General features: G+C 61.8%; 23 protein-coding genes. 7 read left to right on the top strand and 16 right to left on the bottom strand.

What is annotated here, in order from left to right; genetic code table 11:
• Positions 1–59 precede the first annotated feature (59 nt).
• A complete protein-coding gene (locus tag ACJ8HT_RS16815; RefSeq protein WP_038874851.1) occupies positions 60–440 on the top strand; it encodes a nuclear transport factor 2 family protein in 381 nt (126 codons plus the stop codon).
• Between the two features lie 7 nt (positions 441–447).
• Here the strand turns inward: ACJ8HT_RS16815 and ACJ8HT_RS16810 are convergent, their stop codons facing one another.
• Positions 448–828 (bottom strand): RidA family protein, encoded by a 381-nt coding sequence (locus ACJ8HT_RS16810; RefSeq protein ID WP_197653422.1) that lies wholly within the window; start codon positions 826–828, stop codon positions 448–450.
• A gap of 182 nt (positions 829–1,010) precedes the next feature.
• Here ACJ8HT_RS16810 and ACJ8HT_RS16805 point away from each other — a divergent pair, with 182 nt between their 5' ends.
• Positions 1,011–1,865: an aminoglycoside phosphotransferase family protein gene (locus tag ACJ8HT_RS16805; RefSeq protein ID WP_194572224.1), complete on the top strand. Its 855-nt coding sequence runs from the start codon at positions 1,011–1,013 to the stop codon at positions 1,863–1,865.
• Here the strand turns inward: ACJ8HT_RS16805 and ACJ8HT_RS16800 are convergent.
• The 3 genes from ACJ8HT_RS16800 to ACJ8HT_RS16790 all read right to left on the bottom strand — a co-directional run bounded on the left by ACJ8HT_RS16800 (position 1,830) and on the right by ACJ8HT_RS16790 (position 4,297).
• Entirely contained in the window at positions 1,830–2,333 is a 504-nt protein-coding gene (locus ACJ8HT_RS16800) for a cupin domain-containing protein (RefSeq protein WP_048233594.1), read from the bottom strand. The two genes, ACJ8HT_RS16805 and ACJ8HT_RS16800, sit on opposite strands and share 36 nt — an antisense overlap.
• Before the next feature lie 24 nt (positions 2,334–2,357).
• Positions 2,358–3,023 carry an O-methyltransferase gene (locus ACJ8HT_RS16795; protein ID WP_194572225.1) on the bottom strand — a complete coding sequence of 222 codons (666 nt, stop codon included), beginning with the start codon at positions 3,021–3,023 and terminating at the stop codon, positions 2,358–2,360.
• Positions 3,024–3,109: 86 nt separating this feature from the next.
• The gene (locus ACJ8HT_RS16790) at positions 3,110–4,297 is read right to left on the bottom strand and encodes a benzoate/H(+) symporter BenE family transporter (protein ID WP_142109812.1); all 1,188 of its coding nucleotides are present in this window, start codon (positions 4,295–4,297) and stop codon (positions 3,110–3,112) included.
• A gap of 115 nt (positions 4,298–4,412) precedes the next feature.
• On the opposite strand from ACJ8HT_RS16790, the gene ACJ8HT_RS16785 reads away from it, so the two are divergent.
• Both ACJ8HT_RS16785 and ACJ8HT_RS16780 read left to right on the top strand, forming a co-directional pair.
• Entirely contained in the window at positions 4,413–4,976 is a 564-nt protein-coding gene (locus ACJ8HT_RS16785) for a helix-turn-helix domain-containing protein (RefSeq protein ID WP_197653423.1), read from the top strand.
• A 194-nt stretch (positions 4,977–5,170) separates the two neighbouring features.
• Positions 5,171–7,264, top strand: coding sequence for a prolyl oligopeptidase family serine peptidase (locus ACJ8HT_RS16780; RefSeq protein WP_197653424.1), 2,094 nt, complete (start codon positions 5,171–5,173; stop codon positions 7,262–7,264).
• Positions 7,265–7,340: 76 nt separating this feature from the next.
• On the opposite strand, the gene dtpA is transcribed toward ACJ8HT_RS16780, so the two are convergent.
• The 5 genes from dtpA to rsxD all read right to left on the bottom strand — a co-directional run bounded on the left by dtpA (position 7,341) and on the right by rsxD (position 12,520).
• Complete coding sequence (gene dtpA, locus ACJ8HT_RS16775; RefSeq protein WP_038873079.1) at positions 7,341–8,855, bottom strand: dipeptide/tripeptide permease DtpA; 1,515 nt, start codon at positions 8,853–8,855, stop codon at positions 7,341–7,343.
• A 604-nt stretch (positions 8,856–9,459) separates the two neighbouring features.
• Positions 9,460–10,101, bottom strand: a complete 642-nt coding sequence (gene nth, locus ACJ8HT_RS16770) for an endonuclease III (protein ID WP_019455952.1) — start codon at positions 10,099–10,101, stop codon at positions 9,460–9,462.
• Positions 10,101–10,799, bottom strand: coding sequence for an electron transport complex subunit E (locus tag ACJ8HT_RS16765; protein WP_038873082.1), 699 nt, complete (start codon positions 10,797–10,799; stop codon positions 10,101–10,103). The genes nth and ACJ8HT_RS16765 overlap by 1 nt, the downstream gene beginning before the upstream one ends.
• On the bottom strand, positions 10,796–11,425 hold the full coding sequence (gene rsxG / locus ACJ8HT_RS16760) for an electron transport complex subunit RsxG (RefSeq protein WP_033652583.1): 630 nt from the start codon (positions 11,423–11,425) through the stop codon (positions 10,796–10,798). Before rsxG ends, ACJ8HT_RS16765 begins: the two co-directional genes overlap by 4 nt.
• A 9-nt stretch (positions 11,426–11,434) precedes the next feature.
• The gene (gene rsxD / locus ACJ8HT_RS16755) at positions 11,435–12,520 is read right to left on the bottom strand and encodes an electron transport complex subunit RsxD (RefSeq protein ID WP_197653425.1); all 1,086 of its coding nucleotides are present in this window, start codon (positions 12,518–12,520) and stop codon (positions 11,435–11,437) included.
• A gap of 364 nt (positions 12,521–12,884) precedes the next feature.
• Here rsxD and ACJ8HT_RS16750 point away from each other — a divergent pair, with 364 nt between their 5' ends.
• The gene (locus tag ACJ8HT_RS16750; protein ID WP_194572229.1) at positions 12,885–13,778 is read left to right on the top strand and encodes a helix-turn-helix domain-containing protein; all 894 of its coding nucleotides are present in this window, start codon (positions 12,885–12,887) and stop codon (positions 13,776–13,778) included.
• 34 nt (positions 13,779–13,812) lie between these two features.
• Here the strand turns inward: ACJ8HT_RS16750 and rsxC are convergent, their stop codons facing one another.
• The 4 genes from rsxC to ACJ8HT_RS16730 form a co-directional block, all read right to left on the bottom strand.
• A complete protein-coding gene (gene rsxC / locus ACJ8HT_RS16745; protein ID WP_197819193.1) occupies positions 13,813–16,242 on the bottom strand; it encodes an electron transport complex subunit RsxC in 2,430 nt (809 codons plus the stop codon).
• Positions 16,235–16,807 (bottom strand): electron transport complex subunit RsxB, encoded by a 573-nt coding sequence (gene rsxB, locus ACJ8HT_RS16740; RefSeq protein WP_004938428.1) that lies wholly within the window; start codon positions 16,805–16,807, stop codon positions 16,235–16,237. Before rsxB ends, rsxC begins: the two co-directional genes overlap by 8 nt.
• Complete coding sequence (gene rsxA, locus ACJ8HT_RS16735) at positions 16,807–17,388, bottom strand: electron transport complex subunit RsxA (protein WP_004938443.1); 582 nt, start codon at positions 17,386–17,388, stop codon at positions 16,807–16,809. The genes rsxB and rsxA overlap by 1 nt, the downstream gene beginning before the upstream one ends.
• A 135-nt stretch (positions 17,389–17,523) precedes the next feature.
• A complete protein-coding gene (locus tag ACJ8HT_RS16730) occupies positions 17,524–17,964 on the bottom strand; it encodes a DUF2569 domain-containing protein (protein ID WP_047567683.1) in 441 nt (146 codons plus the stop codon).
• 231 nt (positions 17,965–18,195) lie between these two features.
• Here ACJ8HT_RS16730 and ACJ8HT_RS16725 point away from each other — a divergent pair, with 231 nt between their 5' ends.
• Positions 18,196–19,236 (top strand): oxidoreductase, encoded by a 1,041-nt coding sequence (locus ACJ8HT_RS16725; protein WP_197653453.1) that lies wholly within the window; start codon positions 18,196–18,198, stop codon positions 19,234–19,236.
• A gap of 74 nt (positions 19,237–19,310) precedes the next feature.
• The gene (locus tag ACJ8HT_RS16720) at positions 19,311–20,315 is read left to right on the top strand and encodes a bile acid:sodium symporter family protein (RefSeq protein WP_197653454.1); all 1,005 of its coding nucleotides are present in this window, start codon (positions 19,311–19,313) and stop codon (positions 20,313–20,315) included.
• Positions 20,316–20,326: 11 nt separating this feature from the next.
• Here the strand turns inward: ACJ8HT_RS16720 and ACJ8HT_RS16715 are convergent, their stop codons facing one another.
• From ACJ8HT_RS16715 to ACJ8HT_RS16705, 3 genes are all read right to left on the bottom strand, one after another.
• Entirely contained in the window at positions 20,327–20,872 is a 546-nt protein-coding gene (locus tag ACJ8HT_RS16715) for an AAA family ATPase (RefSeq protein WP_194572231.1), read from the bottom strand.
• 110 nt (positions 20,873–20,982) lie between these two features.
• Positions 20,983–21,981, bottom strand: a complete 999-nt coding sequence (add, locus tag ACJ8HT_RS16710) for an adenosine deaminase (RefSeq protein WP_019455941.1) — start codon at positions 21,979–21,981, stop codon at positions 20,983–20,985.
• Between the two features lie 136 nt (positions 21,982–22,117).
• Positions 22,118–22,873 (bottom strand): DeoR/GlpR family DNA-binding transcription regulator, encoded by a 756-nt coding sequence (locus ACJ8HT_RS16705; RefSeq protein ID WP_194571246.1) that lies wholly within the window; start codon positions 22,871–22,873, stop codon positions 22,118–22,120.
• Positions 22,874–22,957 lie beyond the last annotated feature (84 nt).

The following is a 22,957-nucleotide window of genomic DNA, read 5'->3' as shown; positions in this document are numbered from 1 at the left end:
TGGGCGGTTAACGTGATGGGTTCGATACATGCGGCGGTTAACTTCGGCAGGAGGATGTGATGAACGATAAAACGGCACGCCCGCAGGATGTGGTTCAACAACAGCTTGACGCCTATAACGCCCGCGACATCGACGCCTTCATGGCCTGCTGGGCGGACGACGCGCAGTATTACGAGCATCCCGACACGCTGCTGGCGAGCGGCAAGGCGGCGATCCGCGAACGGCATCTGGTGCGTTTCCAGGAGCCGAGCCTGTACGGCGAACGGATAAAACGCATGGCGGTGGGGAACATGGTGGTCGATCAGGAAGTGGTGACGCGTAACTTCCCGCAGGGGCGCGGCAAAATGGATGTCATCGCCATCTACGAAGTGGAGCAGGGGCAGATTGCCAAAGCCTGGTTCAAGATCGGCCCCTGCGTGCCGGATGAGGGCGCGCTCTAGCCGCGCATTATTGCAACGCCATCACCGCCTCTATCTCTACGCACACCTGCGGTGAGAACAACGCGCTGACCGCCACCAATGAACAGGCCGGCAGCGCGCCATCGAAATAGTCAAACAGCACCGGGCGCACGCCCGCCAGATCGGCAATGTCGGTCAGGAACACGCTGATTTTAATCAATGCCTTGAGATTCACGCCTTCGCTGGCGGCGATGGTCGCCAGCTGTTCGAGGATCTCCTGCGTCTGTTCCGGCGCGCTCAAGCCTTGTGCGTCGGTGGCGAAGGCCGTCAATCCCGACACGTACAGGCGATCGCTGTGGCGCACCGCATGCACATAGGGGCCGCCCGGCGTAGGCAACTGCGGATAATTCGTGCGTTTTAATGATGTCATGATCAAACCCCGCGCAAGACCGGTTAATAAAATCGACAAACTTGGTTAGGATACTGAGGAAACGGCGGCCAGACGCCGCACACTGATGATATTTGAGAGTATCATCCCTCTTTATTTTACACGTCGTCTCTCACCCGAATGTGACAGTGCGGCGCAGCACGGCCACAAGGACGCATGAGACGATGAACCCGCTTTTTACTCCCTACCTGCAACGCTGGCAACTGGAACAGGACGGCAAAGCCTTCGAAACCCACAGCAGTCTGCTGATGCCGGTGCGTTACCGGGGCGAGCCGGCTATGTTGAAGATCGCCCGCGAGCAGGAAGAGCGCTTCGGCGGCCAGCTGATGTGCTGGTGGCGCGGGGAAGGCGCCGCGCAGGTGCTGGCGTGGCACGACGACGGCATTCTGCTGGAGCGCGCGCAGGGTGAAGGTTCGTTGGCGCAGCTGGTGCGTGACGGCGACGATGAGCAGGCCACGCAAATCCTGTGCCGGGCGATCGCCGCCTTGCATGCGCCGCGAGCGGAACCGTTGCCCGAGCTGATCCCGCTGCAGGAGTGGTTCAGCTCGCTGTGGCCGGCGGCGCAGGCACACGGCGGCATGCTGCGTCTCAGCGCCACGACGGCGGCTGAGCTGCTGAGCAGCCCGCGAGAAGAAAGCGTGCTGCACGGCGATATCCACCATGACAACGTGCTGGACTTCGGCGAACGCGGCTGGCTGGCGATCGATCCCAAGCGCTTGTACGGCGAACGGGGCTTCGATTACGCCAATATCTTCTGTAATCCCAACTACGGTATCGCCACCGATCCGGCCATTTTCCAGCGGCGCGTGGAACAGGTCTGTCGCTTGGCCGGGCTGGAGCGCCGGCGCTTGCTGCAATGGATCCTGGCCTGGTCGGGGCTCTCCGCCGCCTGGTTTATGGAAGACGGGCAGGCGGCGGATATCGACTTCCGCGTGGCCGAGTTGGCGGCGCGCGCATTGGATCTCCCGCTGCCGGACGGCGATTCAGGGTTCATCCTGCCAGTAATCGAGCGAGGTTGAAGGGCGCTGCAGATAGCGTACCTGCTCGCCGTCTGCGCTGCGCGCCATCGCCTGGTATTTGCCGGAGTCCGGGTACATCACCAGCTCCGGCTGCTCGCGCGTGCTGACGGACAGGTACTTCAGCGGCGCATCCGAGGTGTTGATGATCTGGTGTGGGTATTCCGGGCCCGGCGGAATGAAGATGACATCCCCGCTGACGATCGGCAGCATTTCTCCGGCCACCCGCAGCGTACCGCTGCCTTCCAAAATGATGAACATTTCCTCCTGAGCGTAGTGAAAATGGTAGGGGCAGGAACGCATGCCCGGCGCCACGCAATCGAAGGAGGCGCCCAGCTTGTCGGCGGCGGTGCCGGTGCCGAGGCGAGCGCCGACGCTGTCATACAGCGGCGGCCGCCGATCGTGTTGCTTATCTACCCGTTCGACATTGCGTATCAAGCGCTGAGCTAACAGCGCGGCTTTCTCAGTCATAGGCTTCCTTGGTGACATTGTCACTTAAAAGTTGACGATAGCCAGAGAAAATCCGTCCCAGCCCTTGCTGCCCACGGTTTGCAAGGCGGTGGCGGTCAAGCGGGGCTCCTGCGCCATCATCGTGAAGAACTCGCGTACGCCTTGTACACGGGCGTCCGTACTGGCGGCGTCGGTGACCGCGCCATCGCGCACCACGTTGTCACCGATAATCACCGTGCCTGGGCGCGCGAGTTTAAGCGCCCAACGCAGGTAATCGGGGTTGCTGGGTTTGTCGGCGTCGATGAAGATGAGATCAAAGGGGGCCAGGGTGTGCAGCGTCGGCAGGTGAGTCATGGCGGGGCCGACGCGCAGCTCAACCAGGCCGTCGAGACCGGCGCGAGTGATATTCTGGCGGGCGACGGCGGCGTGCCTTTCATCCGCTTCCAGCGTGATCAATTTGCCGTCCGCCGGTAGCGCGCGCGCCAGCCAAATGGTGCTGTAGCCGCCCAACGTGCCGATTTCCAAAATGCGTTTGGCGTTCACCATGCGGGCGAACAGCTGCAGCAGTTTGCCCTGATTCGGCGCCACATCATGCGCCGGCAGCCCGGCGGCGGCATTGGTCGCCAGCGCCTGCAACAGGGCATCATCTTGTTCTACCAGGCTGTCTGCGATATAGCGATCGACCTGGGACCATTGTTCCTTTTCTTTCATGCGGGCCTCGTGCGGGAAACGCAGTGTGCCCACCAAGTGAAGGCGTCGCCGCCGAGCTTGTCAATGCACGGCGTGCGTTTGGCATTTTATGCTGCGGTTCCTCGCCGTGGCAGCGACAGCAGCAGATGGGCGATGGCGCCGCCGACAATGCCCCAGAAGGCCGAACCGATGCCCAGTAACGTGACGCCGGAGGCGGTGATGAGGAAGGCGATTAGCGCCGCGTCGCGCTGTTTCTCATCATGCAGCGCGCGCTGCAGGCTGCCGCCGATGGTGCCGAGCAGCGCCAGCCCGGCGATGGTGTGGATCAGGGCGACCGGCAACGCGCTGAACAACAGGCCGATGGCGCCGCCGAACAGCCCGGCCAGCAGGTAGAAACCGCCGGCGGCCACCGCGCCCATATAGCGCCGCTGCGGATCGGGATGCACGTCCGGCCCCATGCAGATGGCGGCGGTGATCGCGGCGATGCACACCGAGAAGCCGCCGAACGGCGCCAGCAGCAGCGCGGTGAGCGCCGTCCAGGCGATCAGCGGTGACGTAGGCACGCGGTAGCCAGCCGCCTGCAGCGTGGCGATGCCGGGGGCGTTTTGCGAAGCCATGGTCACCACGAAGAAGGGTACGCCGATGCCCAGCAGCGTCGGCCAACTGAAGTGCGGCGCGATAAATTCCGGCATGGCGAACGCCGGCGCATGCTGCGTCAGCTGGATATTGCCCTGCAGCGCGGCGATCGCCAGCCCGGTCGCCAGCGTCAGCACGATGGCGTAGCGCGGTTGATAACGGCGGCTGAGTAGATAGGCCAGCCCCATGCCGGCGCTCAGAGGGAAATTGAGCTGCAGCGAAGCGAAGGCGTCCAGGCCGAAACGCAGCAGGATCCCCGCCAGCATCGCGGCGGAAATTGCCTGCGGAATGTAGTCCATCAGGCGGGCGAACAGCCCGGTGACGCCGCACAGCAGGATCAGACCGGAAGCGAAGATAAACACGCCGATCGCCTCGTTGATCGGCGTGCCGGGCAGGCTGGTGACCAGCAGCGCCGCGCCGGGCGTCGACCAGGCGGTGAGGATCGGGGTACGGTAGTAAAGCGACAGTCCGAGCGAGGTGACGCCCATCGCGATCCCCAGCGCGCTCAGCCAGCCGCCAATCTGCGCCGGCGTGGCGCCCGCGGCGGCGGCAGCCTGAAAAATGATCGCGGCAGAGCTGGTGTAACCCACCAGAACGGCGACAAAGCCGGCCATAATGGCGGGCAGGGTCAGATGGCGCAGGGAGAGGGCTGGGCGCATGAGTGGCTCCAATCGGTGATTGTGCGTTATAACGCACGGTGAAAAATCAGCATAGCACCGTGCGCTATAGCGCACAAGCGGGTATAATTGGGCTCGACACGCAGAGGAGAACTGGATGCAGGAACTTGCCGGCCATTTGGCACACACCCTTCGCACGCTGCGCGCGCAGCGCGGTTGGAGCCTGACGCAGGCGGCGGAATACACCGGCGTCAGCAAGGCGATGCTCGGGCAGATCGAACGCGGCGAATCCAGCCCGACGGTGGCGACGCTGTGGAAGATCGCCACCGGTTTCAACGTGGCGTTCTCCGCTTTTCTTGAGGCCTCCCCCGCGCAGCAGCAGGCGACGCTGCACCGCTACGGCGATCTGCCGGTGTACGATCAGGACAACGCCAATATGCGCGTGGTGCCGCTGTTTCCCTACGATCGTCAGCTGGGTTTCGATATGTTCGTCATCGATCTTGCACCGGGCGCGCTCAGCGAGTCGTCGCCCCATGAGCCGGGCGTGATCGAGCATGTCATCGTGATCAGCGGCCGGTTGGAGTTGGCGATAGACGGCGAATGGCACAGCCTGGCCGCCGGCGAGGCGATGCGCTTTCAGGCCGATCGGCCGCACGCTTACCGCAACGCCAGTTCACAAACGGTGCGTATCCACGATCTGATCCACTATCCTCAATCCTGACTCAACGCGGCGGCCGTGGGCTTTGACTCTGCGCCGCCAAACGCCTACCTTGTTGAAAATGACTCTTATTTCACAGGCTGTCGCCCACGACGGGGCGGCATCGCAGCCGACTCAAAAGGAGCTTGATTTTGCCGGTCACCAATCGACGTCAGTTCATTAAACTCAGTGCGCAAACCGCAGGAGCCGTATTCGCGATGACTTCATTACCCAACAGTATCCGCCTGGCGATGGCGGCGGAAGGCGGCGCGGCCGCCGGCGATGAATTCCTGTGGCTGGAAGAGTTGCAGGGTAAAAAAGCGCTGCAATGGGTGCAGCAGGAAAATCAGCGCATCGTGGCGCGTTTCGGCCAGGGCGAAGACTTTCAGCGCATTGAGCGCGAGGTGTTGGATATCCTCAATAAAGACACCCAAATCCCGTGGGTGAGCAAGCGCGGCGAGTACTATTACAACTTCTGGCAGGATCAGGCCAACCCGCGCGGCCTGCTGCGGCGCACCACGCTGGACGAGTACCGCAAGGCCAAACCGGCCTGGGAGACGGTGCTGGATATCGATGCGTTGGGCAAGGCGGAAGGCAAGGATTGGGTCTATCAGGGCTCGCAACCGCTGGCGCCGGAATACCGCTATTGCCTGATGCAGCTGTCGCCGGACGGCGGTGACGCCACCGAAATCCGCGAATTCGATCTGGTGGCCAAACGTTTCGTCAAGGACGGCTTCAACGTGCCGGTGGCGAAAAGCCGGGTCTCCTGGGTCGATCGGGACACGCTGTTCATCGCCACCGATTTCGGCCCCGGATCGATGACCCAGTCCGGTTACGCGCGCATCGCCAAACGCTGGCGGCGTGGCACGCCGCTGAGCGCCGCCGAAACGCTGTACGAAGCGCAGCCCGAGGACATGGCGGTCTTCGCCTATCACGATCGCACGCCGGGTTTTGAGCGCGATTTCGTCGGCCGCAGCCTGGATTTCTATCGCCGCGACTATTTCCTGCTGACGCAGGACGGCCGGCAGAAAAAAATCGATATCCCGGCCGACGCCGAGCTGGACACGCATCGGGAATGGCTGCTGATCAAACCGAGCAGCGACTGGGAAGTAGGCGGCAAGCGCTATCCGTCCGGCGCGCTGCTGGCGGCCAACTTCGATGACTATCTGGCGGGTAAGCGCGAGCTGCAGCTGCTGTTTACCCCGACGGCGGAGCAGGCGCTGAGCGGCTACAGCGGCACCCGCGATCATTTGATCCTCAGCATCATGGATAACGTGGTCAACCGGCTGGAAGTGCTGACGCCGCAGGGCGGCAGCTGGCAACGTCGCCCGCTGGGCAACCCCGGCGCCATCAGCACCATTTCCGCCGGCGGCATCGACGAAGAGAGCAACGCCTATTTCCTGACCGTCAGCGGCTTCCTGCAGCCGACCTCGCTGTACATGGGCAATCTCGACGGCGGTGAGGCGACGCTGCTGAAACAGGCGCCGCAGGATTTTGACGCGTCAGGCTACCAGGTGAGCCAGCATTTTGCGCGTTCCAAGGACGGCACCCGCGTACCGTATTTCCAGATTGCCGCCAAAGATCTCAAACCGGACGGCAGCACGCCGACGCTGCTGTATGGCTACGGCGGGTTTGAAGTGCCGCTGCTGCCGGGCTATCTCGGCGGCAAGGCGCCGGCCTGGTTGGAGCGTGGCGGGGTGTACGTGGTGGCCAACATCCGCGGCGGTGGCGAATACGGCCCGGCCTGGCACCAGGCGGCGCTCAAGCAGAACCGTCATCGCGCCTACGAGGATTTCGCCGCCGTGGCCGAAGATCTCATCGCCCGCAAGGTGACCTCGGCGCCGCATCTGGGTGCGCGCGGCGGCAGCAACGGCGGCCTGTTGGTGGGCAATATGCTGACGCTGTATCCGCAGCTGTTCGGCTGCATCGTCTGCGAAGTGCCGCTGCTGGACATGCAGCGCTATACCCAGCTTTCCGCCGGCGCGTCGTGGATCGCCGAATACGGTGACCCGAGCAAGCCGGAGGAGTGGGCCTACATCAAGACCTTCTCGCCGTACCACAACATTCAGGCGCAGACGGCCTATCCGCCGGTGCTGTTCTATACCGCGACCAGCGACGATCGGGTCAACCCGGCCCACGCCCGCAAAATGGCGGCGCGCATGCAGGCGATGGGGTATCAGCAGGCCTATTTCTACGAAAATACCGAAGGCGGGCATAGCGCCGCCGCCGACAAGCAGCAGGCGGCGTTCCACAGCGCGCTGGTAAGCGAATTCATGTGGGCCAACCTGAGCGGCAAACCCAAGTCAGCGTAAGCCTTTTTCTTGCAGGCATAAAAAAACACCGGGGCGTTAACCCCGGTGTTTTTATTTACGCTCAATCTTCCGGCGATCAGCGAGCCGCGGTGGCTTCCTGCGCTTTCTGATTGGCGTCTTCGGTGGTGTCCAGCGTCATGCGGTACAGCTTCGGCGCGGTCAGCATCATCAGGATAGCGATGACGGCGGTGACGATGCCGATCTGCATAAACACATGGCTGTAGATGGCCAGCGAAGCGTGCGCGTCGTTGATGTCGCTCGGGACGGCGGTCAGACCGGCAACCTTACCGGCGATCAGCGCGGCGGCGGCGGTGGTCAGGAACCAGGAGCCCATGATGAAGCCCATCAGACGCTGTGGCACCAGCTGCGCCACCATCGCCAGACCCAGGCCGGAAATCATCAGCTCGCCGATGCTCTGCAGCGCGTAGCTCAGGATCAGCCAGTTGACCGACACGATGCCCTGTTCGTTGGCGAAGCTGGCGCCCCATGGCAGCACCAGGAAGGCGCAGGAGCAGAGGATCATGCCGAAAGCGAACTTGTGCGGCATCGGCAGGCGATCGCCCATTTTGTTATACAGCGCGGCCAGAATCGGGCTGGCGAGCATGATCCAGAACGGGTTCAGCGCCTGATACTGCTCCGGCTCGAAGGCAACGCCGAAGATGCTGTGTTCCACGTTATGGATGGCGAAGAAGTTCAGCGAGGTTGGCATCTGGCTGTACAGCACAAAGAACACCACCGCTTCCAGCATCAGCAGGAAGGCGACGATCATCTTGCGGCGTGCGGCGCCGTGCAGGGCGAAGGTTTCTTTGGCGAACACCAATACGATGCCGGCGGAAACCAGGGCCAGCGCCCAGCGCGCGATCACCTGGTTGTGCAGCAGCCAGCTGGACACGGCGATCAGCGCCACGATGCCGACCAGCACCATCAGCAGTTTCGGCAGATGCAGCGGCTTGAAGTCAGGCTTGGAACCGTTTTCCTTCACCCACTTGTGGCACATCATAAAGTTGACCAGGGTGATCAGCATGCCGACCACGCTCAGGGAGAACGCCACGCTCCAGCCGTATTTTGCCGCCAGCCACGGGGTCGCCAGCATGGAGAAGAAGGAACCGATGTTCACCGACATGTAGTACATGGTGAAGGCGCCGTCGATACGCGGATCGTCTTTCTCATAGCAGGTGGACAGCAGGGAGGACGGGTTGGCCTTGAACAGGCCGCTGCCCACGGCGATGGTCGCCATACCCATGTAGACCCAGAAGATGTCGTGGCCGGAGTAAGCCACCATGGCGTAACCGGCGGCCAGCACCAGCGCGCCGAGCACGATCACGCGTTTGGCGCCCAGCACCTTGTCGCCCAGCCAGCCGCCGATGGCGACGAAGCCGTATACCAGGGCGCTGAAGGAAGAGAACAGGGTGATGGAGTCGGCTTCGCTCATGCCGAGCATCTTGACCAGATAAACCGCCATGATGCCCTGCAGGCCGTAATAGCCGAAACGCTCCCACAGTTCGATCGAGAAGATCAGATAGAACGCTTTCGGTTGTTTGAACGCGTTAAGGCTAACGCTCTCCGGGTGTTGGTTGTTTGCTGTTGACACTGGTACCTCTGTTTTTTCGCAGCCCGTCTTTGGAGGACGGGAAAGTACAAAAGTTGATGCGGAACGGCATCCTTTTGCGTTGTTATAGGATGGGGACGGCGGTTAATGTTCACTATCTTTGTCAACGTGGCAAGCAGTTTGTCATATTCGGTTACATTTAACGCCCGCAGGATTATGCCGCGATGTTGCAAATGTTATGCAGTATTAACTTTCGGGTTTTAATGGTTTGCCGATTTTTTGTTTTGATTAAAAGCTATACGGATTTTAAACAGGGATATATTCTGCTGAATTGCTATTTTTTAGCGCATCAGTGTATGTACGGTTATTAATCCGTTGGAATGTTGTGTATATGGCGCGTTTTGTAAAATTATAGAAATTTAGGAAAACGGGACTGGCATTTGTGAACGCCTTGTGATCCCGAAAGCGTGACGTTCACCGCAATTTTCGACTAATTTTTCGCTTGAAAATAACACGGCACTGATTTTTTCACTGAAAACCGCGATAACGCCGGGGTTACTGCTGCGCGATATCACATTTCCGATAAAAAAGAGGCGTTGGCGGGGGAAAGGACGCGGTGGGGTACGGTTTGCCGCACCCCACAAACTCAGGATTCCGGATAAACCTTTTCTTTATACTCGCACAGGTCTTCGATAATGCAGGAGCCGCAGCGCGGTTTGCGCGCGATGCAGGTATAGCGGCCGTGCAGGATCAGCCAGTGGTGGCAATCGACCTTGAATTCGGCGGGCACCACCTTCAACAGCTTCTCTTCCACCTGATCGACGTTCTTGCCCGGCGCGAAGTGGGTGCGATTGCACACCCGGAAGATATGGGTGTCGACGGCGATGGTCGCCCAGCCGAAGGCGGTGTTGAGCACCACGTTGGCGGTCTTGCGGCCGACGCCGGGCAACGCTTCCAGCGCGGCACGGTCTTCCGGCACTTCGCCGCCGTGCAGCTCCAGCAGCATGCGGCAGGTTTTGATCACGTTTTCGGCCTTGCTGTTGAACAGGCCGATGGTCTTGATGTACTCCTTGACGCCATCAACCCCCAGCGCCAGCATGGCGGCGGGGGTGTTGGCGACCGGATAAAGCTTGGCGGTCGCCTTGTTGACGCTCACGTCGGTGGCTTGCGCAGACAGCAGCACCGCAATCAGCAGTTCAAATGGCGTGGTATACACCAGCTCGGTGGTCGGGTGCGGGTTGTTGTCGCGCAGCCGGGTCAGAATTTCCAGTCGCTTCTGCTTGTTCATCAGGCCTTCTCAGCACGTCCTTGTTCCAGCAGCGGTTCCACCGCCACGGCGCGGGCTTTGCGCGCCTTCATTTTTTCGTCGATCAGATATTTGACCGCCAGCAGCAGCCCCAGGCCGATAAAGGCGCCCGGCGGCAGCATCGCTAGCAGGAAAGGGCTGTCGAAATGTACCACTTCGATGCGCAGCGACTTGGCCCAGCCGCCCAGCAGCTGATCGGCGCCGTCGAACAGCGTGCCGTTGCCCAACAGTTCGCGCATCGAGCCCAGCGTCACCATCACGCCGGTAGCGCCGAGGCCGATGGCCATGCCGTCCAGCGCCGAGAGGCCGACCGGCTTCTTGGCGGCCACCGCTTCGGCGCGGCCCACCACGATGCAGTTGGTTACGATCAACGGAATAAAGATGCCGAGCGACTGATACAGGCCGAAGGCATAGGCGTTGATCAACATCTGCACGATGCTCACCACGGCGGCGATGATCATCACGTAGATAGGAATGCGCACCTCGCTCGGCACCCAGCGGCGCACCGCGGAGATGGAGGCGTTGGTCAGCGTCAGCACCAGCGTGGTGGCCAGCCCCAGGCCGAGCGCATTGGTGACGGTGGAGGTCACCGCCAGCAGCGGACACATGCCCAGCAGCTGCACCAGGGCGGAGTTGTTCTTCCACAGCCCCTGGACGATCAATTCTTTGGCTTCACTCATTCGCTGGCTCCACACGCAGGTAAGCTTTCAAGTTTAGGTGGCAGCGTTTCCATATACAACGCCGTGCGGCGTACCGCATTGACCACCGCTCGCGGGGTGATGGTGGCGCCGGTGAACTGGTCGAACATGCCGCCGTCTTTCTTCACCGCCCAGCGCTTATCGTCCGGGCCTTCGATTTTCTTGCCGCTGAAGAAGGAAATCCAGTCGGAAATGCGCAGTTCGATTTTGTCCCCCAGCCCCGGGGTTTCGTGGTGTTCAATCACGCGGGTGCCGAGCACTGTGCCGTTGAAATCGGCGCCGACCAGCAGCTTGATGGCGCCGGAGTAGCCGTCCGGCGCGGTGGTTTCCAGCGCGGCGGCGGTCGGTTGCCCGTTTTTGCGTGCCAGGTACAAGCGGTGCGGTGCGCCGTCGCCCAGCGCTGGATCGCTGACCAGGAAGCATTCGTTCTGCATGACATTGTCGTAGTTTTCCGGCGGCACCACCTGATCGAGCAGCGCTTTTTGCTGCAGCGCCGCCTGATGGGCGATGGTGGTTTTCGTCAGGGCGTAGACCACGGCGGTCAGGCCGGTGGTGACCGCCGCGAACACCGCCAGCGTGGTGCCGTGCTTTCTCATGGAATTCAGCATGGCGGCTCCTTAGCGATGGCCGTACACGCGTGGCTGCGTGTAGTGGTCGATTAACGGGACGGTGATGTTGGCGAGCAGCACGGCGAAGGCCACGCCGTCAGGGTAGCCGCCATAGACACGGATCAGCCACACCAGCACGCCGATCAGCGCGCCGTAGATCAAACGGCCCTTTGGCGTGGTGGAGGCGCTGACCGGATCGGTGGCGATAAAGAACGCGCCCAGCATGCTGGCGCCGGAGAACAGGTGGATCAGCGGCGAAGCCTGATGCGCCGGATCGATCCACCAGGCCAGGCCGGAACAGAAGGCGATGGTGGCCAACATGCTGAAAGGGATCTGCCAATGGATCAGGCGGCGCGCCAGCATAAACAGGCCGCCGGCCAGGAAGCCGAGGTTGACCCACTGCCAGCCGATGCCGGCCAGGGCGCCGCCAAACAGCGGCTGCTGCAGCACCTGTTCCACGCTGTGGCCACTGCGCAGGCCGGTTTTGAAGCCGTCGAGCGGCGTGGCCTGGCTGATGCCATCCACGCCCATCTGCAGTTCGTGCAGCGTTGCGCCTTGCGAAGTATGGCCGCTGAAAATGGCCAGCAGCGTGTCGTGGAGCGACAGCGCGGTGGCGCGCAGCTCATCCGGCGGCAGCCAGCTGGTCATTTGTACCGGGAAGGAGATCAGCAGCACCACGTAACCGACCATTGCCGGGTTGAACGGGTTCTGCCCGAGGCCGCCGTACAGCTGCTTGGCGATGACGATGGCGAAGAAAGTACCGATGACGATCATCCACCAGGGGGCCAGCGGCGGCAGGCTGATGCCGAGCAGCAGCGCGGTCAGCAGGGCGGAGTTATCCGCCAGCCGGCTGCGCACCGGCAGCTTGCGCAGCTTGAGGATCGCGCCTTCCGACGCCAGCGCGACGATCGCCGCCAGCGCCACCTGAATCAATACGCCGTAGCCGAAGAACCAAATCTGTGCCGCGATGCCCGGAATGCACGCCAACATGACCCACAGCATGATGCGGCTGGTGCTTTGCTGGTTGTGGGTGAAAGGCGAGCTGGCGATGTGTAAGCCTTTGGCGGCTGTGGGTGATACCGGCCTGAACTTCATAGAGTAACGATACCTTCTGCGCCGCGCCTGCGGCAGTTTCGATGCGCCGTTCTGAAGGCGCGGCAAAAATGATAGCCGAGCATTCTACCTGATTCGATGCGAGGGTAATACGCCTTAATAATAGGGGTATTCAGCTTTTCGCATTCGCGGCGATCGGGGTGATGCAATTTGATTTTTTTTTGGCCGAAAAATGGGCTAACGTGAGGAATTGTCAGTGGAACTTGTGCCGCTATCGACCGCAAAAAACCGGGTAACCGTATGAATGAGATATGATTTTTCTCCAAATTTCCGCACAAAATAACAACTTTCACATAATCTGTGTAGGTTACTATCGCGACATTATTGAGTTAGTGAATCCATAATAATGACAAATGAAGACATTTTTTTTATTGAAGAGCTAATTGAGTGGGTGGAGATACATCTGGAGAAACGGCCAAACCTGGATGAAGTCGCGCGTATTTCGGGCTATTCCAAGTGGCATCTGCAGCGTAAATTCAAGCGTATTACCGGCATTCAACTCGCCACCTATATCCGTTCGCGCATCCTGACGCGCGCCGCGGTGGCGCTGCGCATCACCCGTCGCTCGATCATCGACATTTCCGATGAGCTGGGCTTCGACTCGCAGCAGACCTTTACCCGCATGTTCAAGCAGCGCTTCAACATCACCCCCAATCGCTACCGCGCGATGGAGCACTGGGACGTGAAAAACCTGATGCCGCGCTTTAACTTCGAAGCCAGCTACGGCGCCGGTTATTATCCGGAGGTGAAGCGGCTGACGCTGCCCGAGATGCAACTGGTCGGCTTCACGCGCCGGCTGGATTTCGCCTCCGAGCAGGAGCTGGAGTACTCTTCCTGCATGGCGATGAAGGACGAGATTTTCAACGACTTCTTCAAGGGACTGCACGTCGACTGCCGGCGGATTTACAGCATCTATTCCCCCCATGCCGGGGAAGGCGACGAGCTGTCATCCACGCTGGTGATGGCGGTCGATCCTGAACACAAAAAGAATATTCTTTCCAACCATCAGATAGACACCTTCCATCTGCCGAGCCGCGAGTTTATCTCCATCAACCATAAGGGCACGGCGAAAGAGTGTCTGCAGTTTTTCGGGTACCTGATGTCGCATGTGATGCCAGGGCTGAAGGATGAGGTGCGCGGCAGTATGGAAATGGAGATCATTCAAACCAAAGAGTGGAATCCGGAATCTAAACTGCGTCAGATTGAGGTGGATTACACCTACCTGATCTCTATCGATTAAACGGCGCCCGGCGTAAGCCCGGCGCCGCTATCGATCATTTTTCTTCCGTTTCGGCCGCCAGCGATTCTCTGGCGGCTTTCTTGGCTTTGGCGCGCGCGATAGCCGCTGCCACCGCCGCCTTGCGCGGATCTTCCTCGGCGGTTGCCGGCGTTGTTTCCGCCGGTGCAGGGGCGTCCGCCTGCTGCGCCGCTTTCTTGGCTTTGGCGCGCGCGATAGCCGCTGCCACCGCCGCCTTGCGCGGGTCTTCCTCGGCGGTTGCCGGCGTTGTTTCCGCCGGTGCAGGGGCGTCCGCCTGCTGCGCCGCTTTCTTGGCTTTAGCGCGCGCGATAGCCGCTGCCACCGCGGCCTTGCGCGGGTCTTCCTCGGCGATTGCCGGCGTTGTTTCCGCCGGTGCAGGGGCGTCCGCCTGCTGCGCCGCTTTCTTGGCTTTAGCGCGCGCGATAGCCGCTGCCACCGCGGCCTTGCGCGGGTCTTCCTCAGTGGTTGCCGGCGCCGTTTCCGCTGGAGCAGGAGCGTCCGCCTGCTGCGCCGCTTTCTTGGCCTTTACACGCGCCAGAGCGGCAGCCACCGCTGCCTTACGCGGGTCTTGCTCGGCGGTTGCCGGCGCCGTTTCCGCTGGAGCAGGAGCGTCCGCCTGCTGCTCTGCTTTTTTGGCTTTGACGCGCGCCAGGGCGGCAGCGACCGCCGCCTTACGCGGATCGTCCTCTGCTACGGCAGGAGCAGTGCCATCTGCGGCCGGCGCTTCTTTGCGCGCTTTCACGCGGGCCAGCGCCGCGGCCACGGCGGCTTTACGCGCGTCGTCGCCGGAGGTTGCCGATGGTGTTTCTGTTTCCGCCTCGGCCGCCAGCTGGGCGCGGCGTTCGCGCGCCTGCGCTTTACGCGCTTCGCGGGCGGCGATCATCTCGCTGTTATCCGGCTGCTCGCCGTCGACCGGCGTGACCGCCGCTTCGGCATTTTTGCTGCGCACGCGCGCCAACGCGGCCTGCACCGCGCCCTGATCGTCGTCAGTCAGTTTGACGGCGGCTTTTTTGTGCCGCTCTTCGCGCGCCAGCTTCTCGCGCTCCAGACGGGCCAGTTTGGCTTCGTAACGCGCCTTGGCCTCGGCGTTGCGCGCCGCTTCCAGATCGATAGCCTTGATCTCGGCCTTTTCCTGGCGGTAGTACTGCACCAGCGGGATGTTGCTGGGGCAGACGAACGCGCAGGCGCCGCATTCGATGCAGTCGAACAGGTTATGGTTGCGCGCCTTGTCGTGCTCTTGTCCGCGGCTGAACCAGTACAGCTGCTGCGGCAGCAGCCCGGCAGGGCAAGCGTCTACGCACAGGCCGCAGCGGATGCAGGACTGCTCCGGCTCCTGCGGCGTCATTTCATCGACCGTCGGCGCCAGAATGCAGTTGCTGATCTTGACGATCGGTACATTCAGCGCGGGCAGGGTGAAGCCCATCAGCGGGCCGCCCATGACCACCATCTGCTGTGCCTGCGGGCGGAAACCGGCGAAGTCGAGCAGGTGCTGCACCGGTGTGCCGATGCGCGCCCACAGGTTGCCCGGGCGCTCGATCGCCTCGCCGGTCAGGGTCACCACGCGCTCAATCAGCGGTTCGCCGTCGACGATCGCTCGTTTGATGGCGAAGGCGGTGCCGACGTTCTGCATCAGCACCCCGATGGCGGAGGAGTGCTTGCCGTGCGGCACTTCCTTGCCGGTCAGGATCTTGGTCAGCTGCTTGGCGCCGCCGGACGGGTATTTGGTGGGGATAACGCGCAGCCCAATGCCGGACTGGCCGCGCAGCGCCTGCTTCAGCGCCGCGATCGCCTCCGGTTTGTTGTCTTCGATGCCGAGCAGCGTGACCTTGGGTTGCAGAATATGTTGCAGGATCTGCGTGCCTTCGATGATCTGGTCGGCATGCTCCTGCATCAGGCGATCGTCGGCGGTGATGTAAGGCTCGCACTCGGCGGCGTTGAGGATCAGCGTTTCCACGCCGCTCATGCCGCCCTGCAGTTTGCTGGCGGTCGGGAAACCGGCGCCGCCCAGACCGGCGATGCCGGCCTGGTGAATACGTTGAATCAGCTCTGCGGCGGGCGCCTGGCGGTAGTCCGCCACCGGCTCGCGCTCGCACCAGCGGTCTTCCCCGTCCGCCTCGATAATCACGCACAGTTCCGTCAGCCCGGAAGGGTGAGCGGTGATGTGTGGCGTGATGGCGCTGACGGTGCCCGAGGTTGGGGCGTGTACCGGCACGGTGCGGCCACGGCCGACGGTCAGCGGCTGACCTTTCAACACCCGATCGCCGGCGTTGACGCACAGCTCGCCTTCCGGCCCCAGATGCTGCTGCAGCGGAATGATAAAGGTCTTGGGCAGGGGAGCGACACGCAGCGGCGCACCGCTGGACTGCGTTTTCATTTCCGGTGGATGGATCCCGCCGTCGAAATCCCAGATCCGGTCTTTTTTAAAGGCGGCGAACAGATTAAGCATGTTGCTCCACGTGGATCACTTGCACCGGGATCGTCTTCATGTCCCACTTCCAGTTGGCGGTGGTGGTGGCGACCGGTCTCATTTCAATACAGTCGGTAGGGCACGGGGCGACGCACAGATCGCAGCCGGTGCAGAGGTCGGTGATGACGGTGTGCATGGCGCGGGTGGCGCCGACGATGGCGTCCACCGGGCAGGCCTGAATGCACTTGGTGCAGCCGATACAGTTGGCCTCGTCGATATAGGCCACCTTACGCTCCGGCTCGGCGGCGGCTTCGCTGCCCAGCGGCTGCGGCTCGACGTTGAGCAGCTCCGCCAGTTTCAGCATCACCTGTTCGCCTCCCGGCGCGCATTTGTTGATCATCTCGCCGTTGGCCACCGCCTCGGCGTAGGGGCGGCAACCGGGGTAGCCGCACTGGCCGCACTGGCTTTGCGGCAGGATCGCGTCGACCTGCTCGGCGACCGGATCCTCTTCCACCTCAAAACGGCGCGCGGCGTAGCCCAGCACCAGTCCGAACAGCAGGCCGAGCGCGCTTAAAGCCGCGATAGCTATCCACAACGCAGTCATTAGAATTTCACCAGCCCGGTAAAGCCCATAAAGGCCAGCGACATCAGCCCGGCGGTGATCAGCGCGATCGAGGAGCCGCGGAACGGCGCCGGCACGTCGGCGACCGCCAGGCGTTCGCGAATGGCGGCGAACAGCACCATGACCAGCGAGAAACCGGCGGCGGCGCTAAAGCCGTAAACGGCGGACTGCAAGAAGTTGTAGCCGAGGTTGACGTTAAGCAACGCTACGCCCAGCACCGCGCAGTTGGTGGTGATCAACGGCAGGAAGATGCCCAGCAGGCGGTAGAGCGCCGGGCTGGTCTTGCGCACCACCATCTCGGTGAACTGCACGACGACGGCGATCACCAGAATGAAGGAAAGCGTGCGCAGATACACCAGATCCAGCGGAACCAGAATAAAGGTGTTGATCACCCAGGCGCTGACGGAGGCCAGCGTCATGACGAAGGTAGTGGCCATTCCCATGCCGATGGCGCTTTCCAGCTTCTTGGAAACGCCGAGGAACGGGCACAGGCCAAGAAACTTCACCAGAACGAAGTTGTTCACCAGTACGGTGCCGACAAACAGGAGCAGGTATTCGGTCATTGCGATGCCTAAAAAAATAAAAGCCGCCTATTATCGGGAATCGGCGGCCGGACGACAACATATGAATCGCAGGGGTATTGCCTTTTTTGGTGAAAATTTACACAAACCACCCAATAAAACGTGCTGCAACCGCCTTTAACGTTCGGTAAAGGTCCCTTTGACCCGCTGCGAGCGCTTGATATAAGGCACCAGCAACGCCGCCATCAGCAGCGGCCAGCCGAGGCTGCGTACCGCCACTTCATCCGGCACCGGCGCGAAGGCGAAGGCTTTCACCGCCAGGATCACCGTGATCAGCAGCCACAGCAAGAACAGCTTGGGGAAGCGCTGCGAGCGCTGGCAAAACAGCCACAGCAGCCACAGGGTGAAGCACCACATCAAGAGCGTGGTCAGCACCGAAAAGTACCATTGCAGGGTAAACGCCTGGGCGTTGGTCAGCAGGTAGTCGCGCGACTCGGGCATAAAGATCGCCATGGCGTACAGGAGCAGCATCAGGCTGGCGCTGAGCAGGGTGACGATCAGATAGGCCATCGGGGCCAGCAACCAACCGCCGATACGAGAGTATTCAGCTTGAGACATAAAGGCTTCCTGATTGAAACGGGGATCACAGGCGGCATAGCTTAGCGGGTAATACCGGCTTCGTCATCTCTATCAACCGGATAGCTCGGCATCACGGCGCGTGGCAGCACGTTTGGCTACTCGACGCCGTATTGAGCCCGCTTCAAATTAACATCTCATTTACTTCTTGTTCCATCCGGCCGCATGGTGTCAAATCGAAAGGTCTGTCGTGAGCCTGCAAGAGGAAATCCCATGGCTGAAAAAATTCGTGTCGGGCTGGTCGGTTACGGCTACGCCGGCAAAACCTTTCATGCGCCGCTGATCGCCGGTACGCCGGGGCTCGAGCTGGCCGCCGTCGCCAGCAGCGATGCCGGCAAAGTGCACGCCGACTGGCCGTCGATGGCGGTGGTGGGCGATGCGCAGGCGCTGTTCGCCGATCCGGCCCTCGATCTGATTGTGATTCCTACCCCCAACGATACCCATTTCCCGCTGGCGCAGCAGGCGCTGGCCGCCGGCAAGCATGTGGTGGTGGATAAACCGTTTACCGTGACATTGTCACAAACGCAGGCGCTGCAACAGCAGGCGCAGCAGAGCGGTTTGCTGCTGTCGGTATTTCACAACCGCCGCTGGGACAGCGACTTCCTTACCCTGAAAGCGCTGCTGAATGAGGGCGCGCTGGGCGAGGTGGTCTATTTCGAGTCGCATTTTGATCGCTACCGGCCGCAGGTGCGCCAGCGCTGGCGCGAACAAGGCGGCGTCGGCAGCGGAATCTGGTACGATTTAGGGCCGCATCTGCTCGATCAGGCGCTGCAGTTATTCGGCAAGCCCGACCGGCTGTTCGTCGATCTGGGGGAGCTGCGGCCGGGCGCGCAGGCGGTGGATTATTTCCACGCGCTGCTGAGCTATGGCAATCGTCGCGTGGTGCTGCACGCCAGCATGCTGGCGGCGGCGGAGAGCCCGCGCTACGTGGTGCACGGCACCCGCGGCAGCTATGTCAAATGCGGCCTGGACCCGCAGGAAGACCGGCTGAAGGCCGGCGAGCGCCTGCCGCAGGCCGATTGGGGCTATGACATGCGCGACGGCGTGGTGACGCTGTCACGTGGCGATCTGCTGGCGGAGCAACCGCTGCTCAACATTCCCGGCAACTACCCGGCTTATTACGCCGCGGTGCGCGACGCGATCGCCGGCATCGGCGAAAACCCGGTGTCGGCCGCCGACGCCATTGCGGTGATGGCATTGATCGAACTGGGGCTGGAGTCGGCCCGGCTGCAGCAGGCGCTGCCGGTGGCCTGATACCGCCCGTTTCTCCAGTGGCCCGGCGCAACGTCGGGCCTTTTTACGACTTTACGTGCAAGGAAATCCGTTTCATGTCCTGGTTGCAGCGTTTGCGCATTGATAAATTTTTGCTGGTTCTGATTTTGGTGGTGATCGTCGCCTCGCTGTTCCCCTGCGAAGGCATCTGGAAAACCTTCTTTGAACACCTGACCACCGCCGCCATCGCGCTGCTGTTCTTTATGCACGGCGCCAAGCTGTCGCGCGAGGCGATCGTCGCCGGCATGAGCCACTGGAAGCTGCATCTGCTGGTGTTCCTCAGCACCTTTGCGCTGTTCCCGCTGCTTGGGCTGGCGATGAACCTGCTGGTGCCGGGCATCATGACGCCGACGGTCTATCTCGGCTTCCTCTACCTGTGCGCGCTGCCGGCCACGGTGCAATCGGCCATCGCCTTTACCTCGGCGGCGGGCGGTAACGTGGCGGCGGCGATCTGCAGCGCCTCGGCGTCGAGCATTCTCGGCGTGTTCCTGTCGCCGCTGCTGGTGGGGGCGTTGATGCATACCCAGGGCGGCAACACCGACGTGCTGCACGCCATCGGTTCAATCATTCTGCAGCTGATGGTGCCGTTCGTGATTGGCCATCTGGCGCGGCCGCTGATCGGCAAGTGGGTCGATCGCCATCGCAAGCTGATCAACCTGACCGACCGCTCGTCGATCCTGCTGGTGGTGTACACCGCGTTCAGCGCGGCGGTGGTGGAAGGGATTTGGCACCGTATCGACGGCTGGTCGCTGCTGACCATCCTGGTGATGTCGCTGGTGCTGCTGACGGTGGTGTTGGTGATCAACACCTATGCGGCGCGCTGGCTGGGCTTCAATACCGCCGATGAGATCACCATCGTTTTCTGCGGCTCGAAAAAGAGCCTGGCGAACGGCATCCCGATGGCCAACGTGCTGTTCCCGGCTGCAGCGGTGGGCGCCATGGTGCTGCCGCTGATGATTTTCCACCAGGTGCAGCTGATGGTGTGCGCGGTGCTGGCGCAGCGCTATGCGCGTAAAACCGCCAAACAGCGGGCCGAGGCGGAGGCGCTGGTGGCCAAATAGACCGCAGGCCGCTAATGGCAGCCCAGCGCGTCGAGCAGAAAGTCGGCGCGCTCGTCGGGTGAGGCGCGCGGCAGTTCCTGCAGCCGATAACCCGATCGGCGGTAGACGGCCAGCATCGCTTGGTAGGTCTGCTCGGCTTCGGCGAAAGATTGTTTTCTCTCGCTGTCCTGCGCGTAGATCGCTCGCCACGGCGGGGCGATGAACACCGTATCGGCATAGCGAAAAGTGTCGATCGCCGCGGTTAAGGGGGCGGGGACCGGCAACCCGCACAGCGTCAGGTAACCGGCGATATCCGGCAGGCCGCGATCGAAGAACCAGCACGTTGCGCCCGTCGCTTCCCACCATGAGCGCAGTTCCCAATCCAGCATCCGCTCGGCGAAAGCCTGGCGATCGCCCCATGGCAGCGCATTGCCGCCAATACTCACCTGATCCTGAATAATCGCCCGGCCCGCCTCCTGCGAATGCGGGTAACCTCGGCGATGAAGAACGTCGATGAGCGTGCTTTTGCCCGAACCCGGGCCGCCGGTCAGCACGATGCGGCGTAGTTTGTCAGACATACGGAATTCCTCTCTTGCGGCAGAGCTATGGGTGAAAACAGCGATAAAGACGAGCAGGCGGAAGAAAATGGGGGGTGAGAAGAAGGCGCCGTTTGGCGCCTTGGGGAGATTTAACCCTGAACTTTGGCGCGCAGCGCCTGTTTTTCCTGCTCGCTGAGGAAGGCCAGTTTCAGGCCGTTTTCCTGTGCGGTGCGGATTTCCTCCGGCGTCAGCCCGGCCTGCGGTGCGGCGACGCGGTATTCGTGCTCGATCTCGATGCCCTGAACCGCCGGATCGTCGGTGTTGATCGATGCCAGCACGCCGTGGCGCAGGAAGGTGGCCAGCGGATGCTGCGCCAGCGAAGGCACGGTGCTGGTCTGGATGTTGGAGGTCAGGCAGGACTCGATGCCGATGCCGTGTTCCGCCAGGAAGTCCATCAGCGCCGGATCTTCGACCGCTTTCACCCCGTGGCCGATACGCTCGGCGCCCAGCTCGCGGATCGCCTGCCAGATGCTTTCCGGGCCAGCGGCTTCGCCTGCGTGCACGGTGATGCGCAGGCCGGCGTCGCGCGCGCGGTTGAAGTGGTTGAGGAACAGGCTGCCGGGGAAGCCCAGCTCATCGCCCGCCAAATCCAGCGCGGTGATGCCGTCGCGGTGCGCCAGCAACCCTTCCAATTCCTGCAGACAGGCGGCCTCGCCAAAGGTGCGGCTCATGATGCCGATCAGGCGAATGTCGATGTCGCGATCGCGGCAGCCCGAACGGATCCCGTCGATCACCGCTTCCACTACACCGGCGACCGGCAGTTGGTGCTTCATCGCCATGTAGTAAGGGGAAAAACGCAGCTCGGCGTAGTGCAGACCGGCGTTGGCGGCGTCTTCGACGTTTTCGTAGGCCACCCGGCGGCAGGCGTCCAGATCGCCCAGCACCGCTACGCCCCAGTCCAGTTTCTGCAGGAAGCTGACCAGATCCGGTTCGGCATGGGTGATCTGCACGTGCGGACGCAGGCTCTCCAAATCATTGGCCGGCAGGGCGAGATTGAACTGGCGACCGAGGTCGAGAATGGTCTGCGCGCGGATGTTGCCGTCAAGATGGCGGTGAATGTCGGTAAGCGGTAGGCGGGGATCGATCATGCTGGGCACTCGCTAATTTATCGTAGGTAAAGTGCAGAACAGTATAAAAACAAATGAATGAAACTTGCCATCTCGTTGCATAAAAAAGTGATGTGAATCACAAATAATGCGAGGTATGTCGCATTATCGCCGTGAATCAGGCTTTCAACACGCTGACGCCCGCCTGCTGCAACGGCGCGATCAATGCGTCGTCGGTGGCGCGTTCAACGATGATGGTATGCGCCAGCGTAATGTCACCGATCGCATACTGCGAGGCGGCGTTAAGCTTGGCGGCGGAAGCCAGCACCACGGTTTCCGCCGCGCGGGCCGCCAGCGCCCGCTTGATGTAGGCCTCTTCCAGATCGCCGGTGCTCAGCCCTGCAGTGGGGTGCACGCCGGTCACGCCCATAAAATAGAGATCGGCGCGAATATGCGACATCGCCTCCACCGCGGCGGCGCCGACGCTGACGATCGAATGCTTGTACAGCCGGCCGCCGATCAGGATCACCTCCACCGTGGGGTGATCGACCAGGCCCACGGCGACGCTGGGGCTGTGGGTGACGATGGTGGCGTTCAGGTTGAGCGGCAGCTGCCGGACCAGTTCTGCAGAGGTGGTGCCACCGTCGATAATCACTACCTGGCCGGGGGCGATCAGCGCCGCTGCGGCTTTAGCGATCGCGCGCTTGGCACCGGATTCCAACTGATTGCGCTCGGCGAAGCTGGCAATGGCAGAGGAAACCGGCAGGGCGCCGCCATGTACCCGCTGCAGCAACCCCTCGGCGTCCAGTTCGCGCAGATCGCGCCGGATAGTATCTTCTGACAACCCAAACATTTCGCTGAGCTGCTTGGCCAACACCTGGCCGTCCTGGGCCAGTTTTTCCAGGATGATCTTCTTGCGCTGGCTGGTCAACATGGCCATTTTCCTCTCAAATTTGCTTTGCACGAAATATCTTGATCATACACGAAGCTGCACGATAGTATCAATTTCCTTCCTCTG

It is taken from the genome of Serratia sp. CY44782, from assembly GCF_052168715.1.
In the GTDB taxonomy this organism is placed as follows: domain Bacteria; phylum Pseudomonadota; class Gammaproteobacteria; order Enterobacterales; family Enterobacteriaceae; genus Serratia; species Serratia nevei.
Note: the sequence above shows the minus strand (reverse complement) of the source record. Positions and strands in the feature narration are given on the sequence as shown.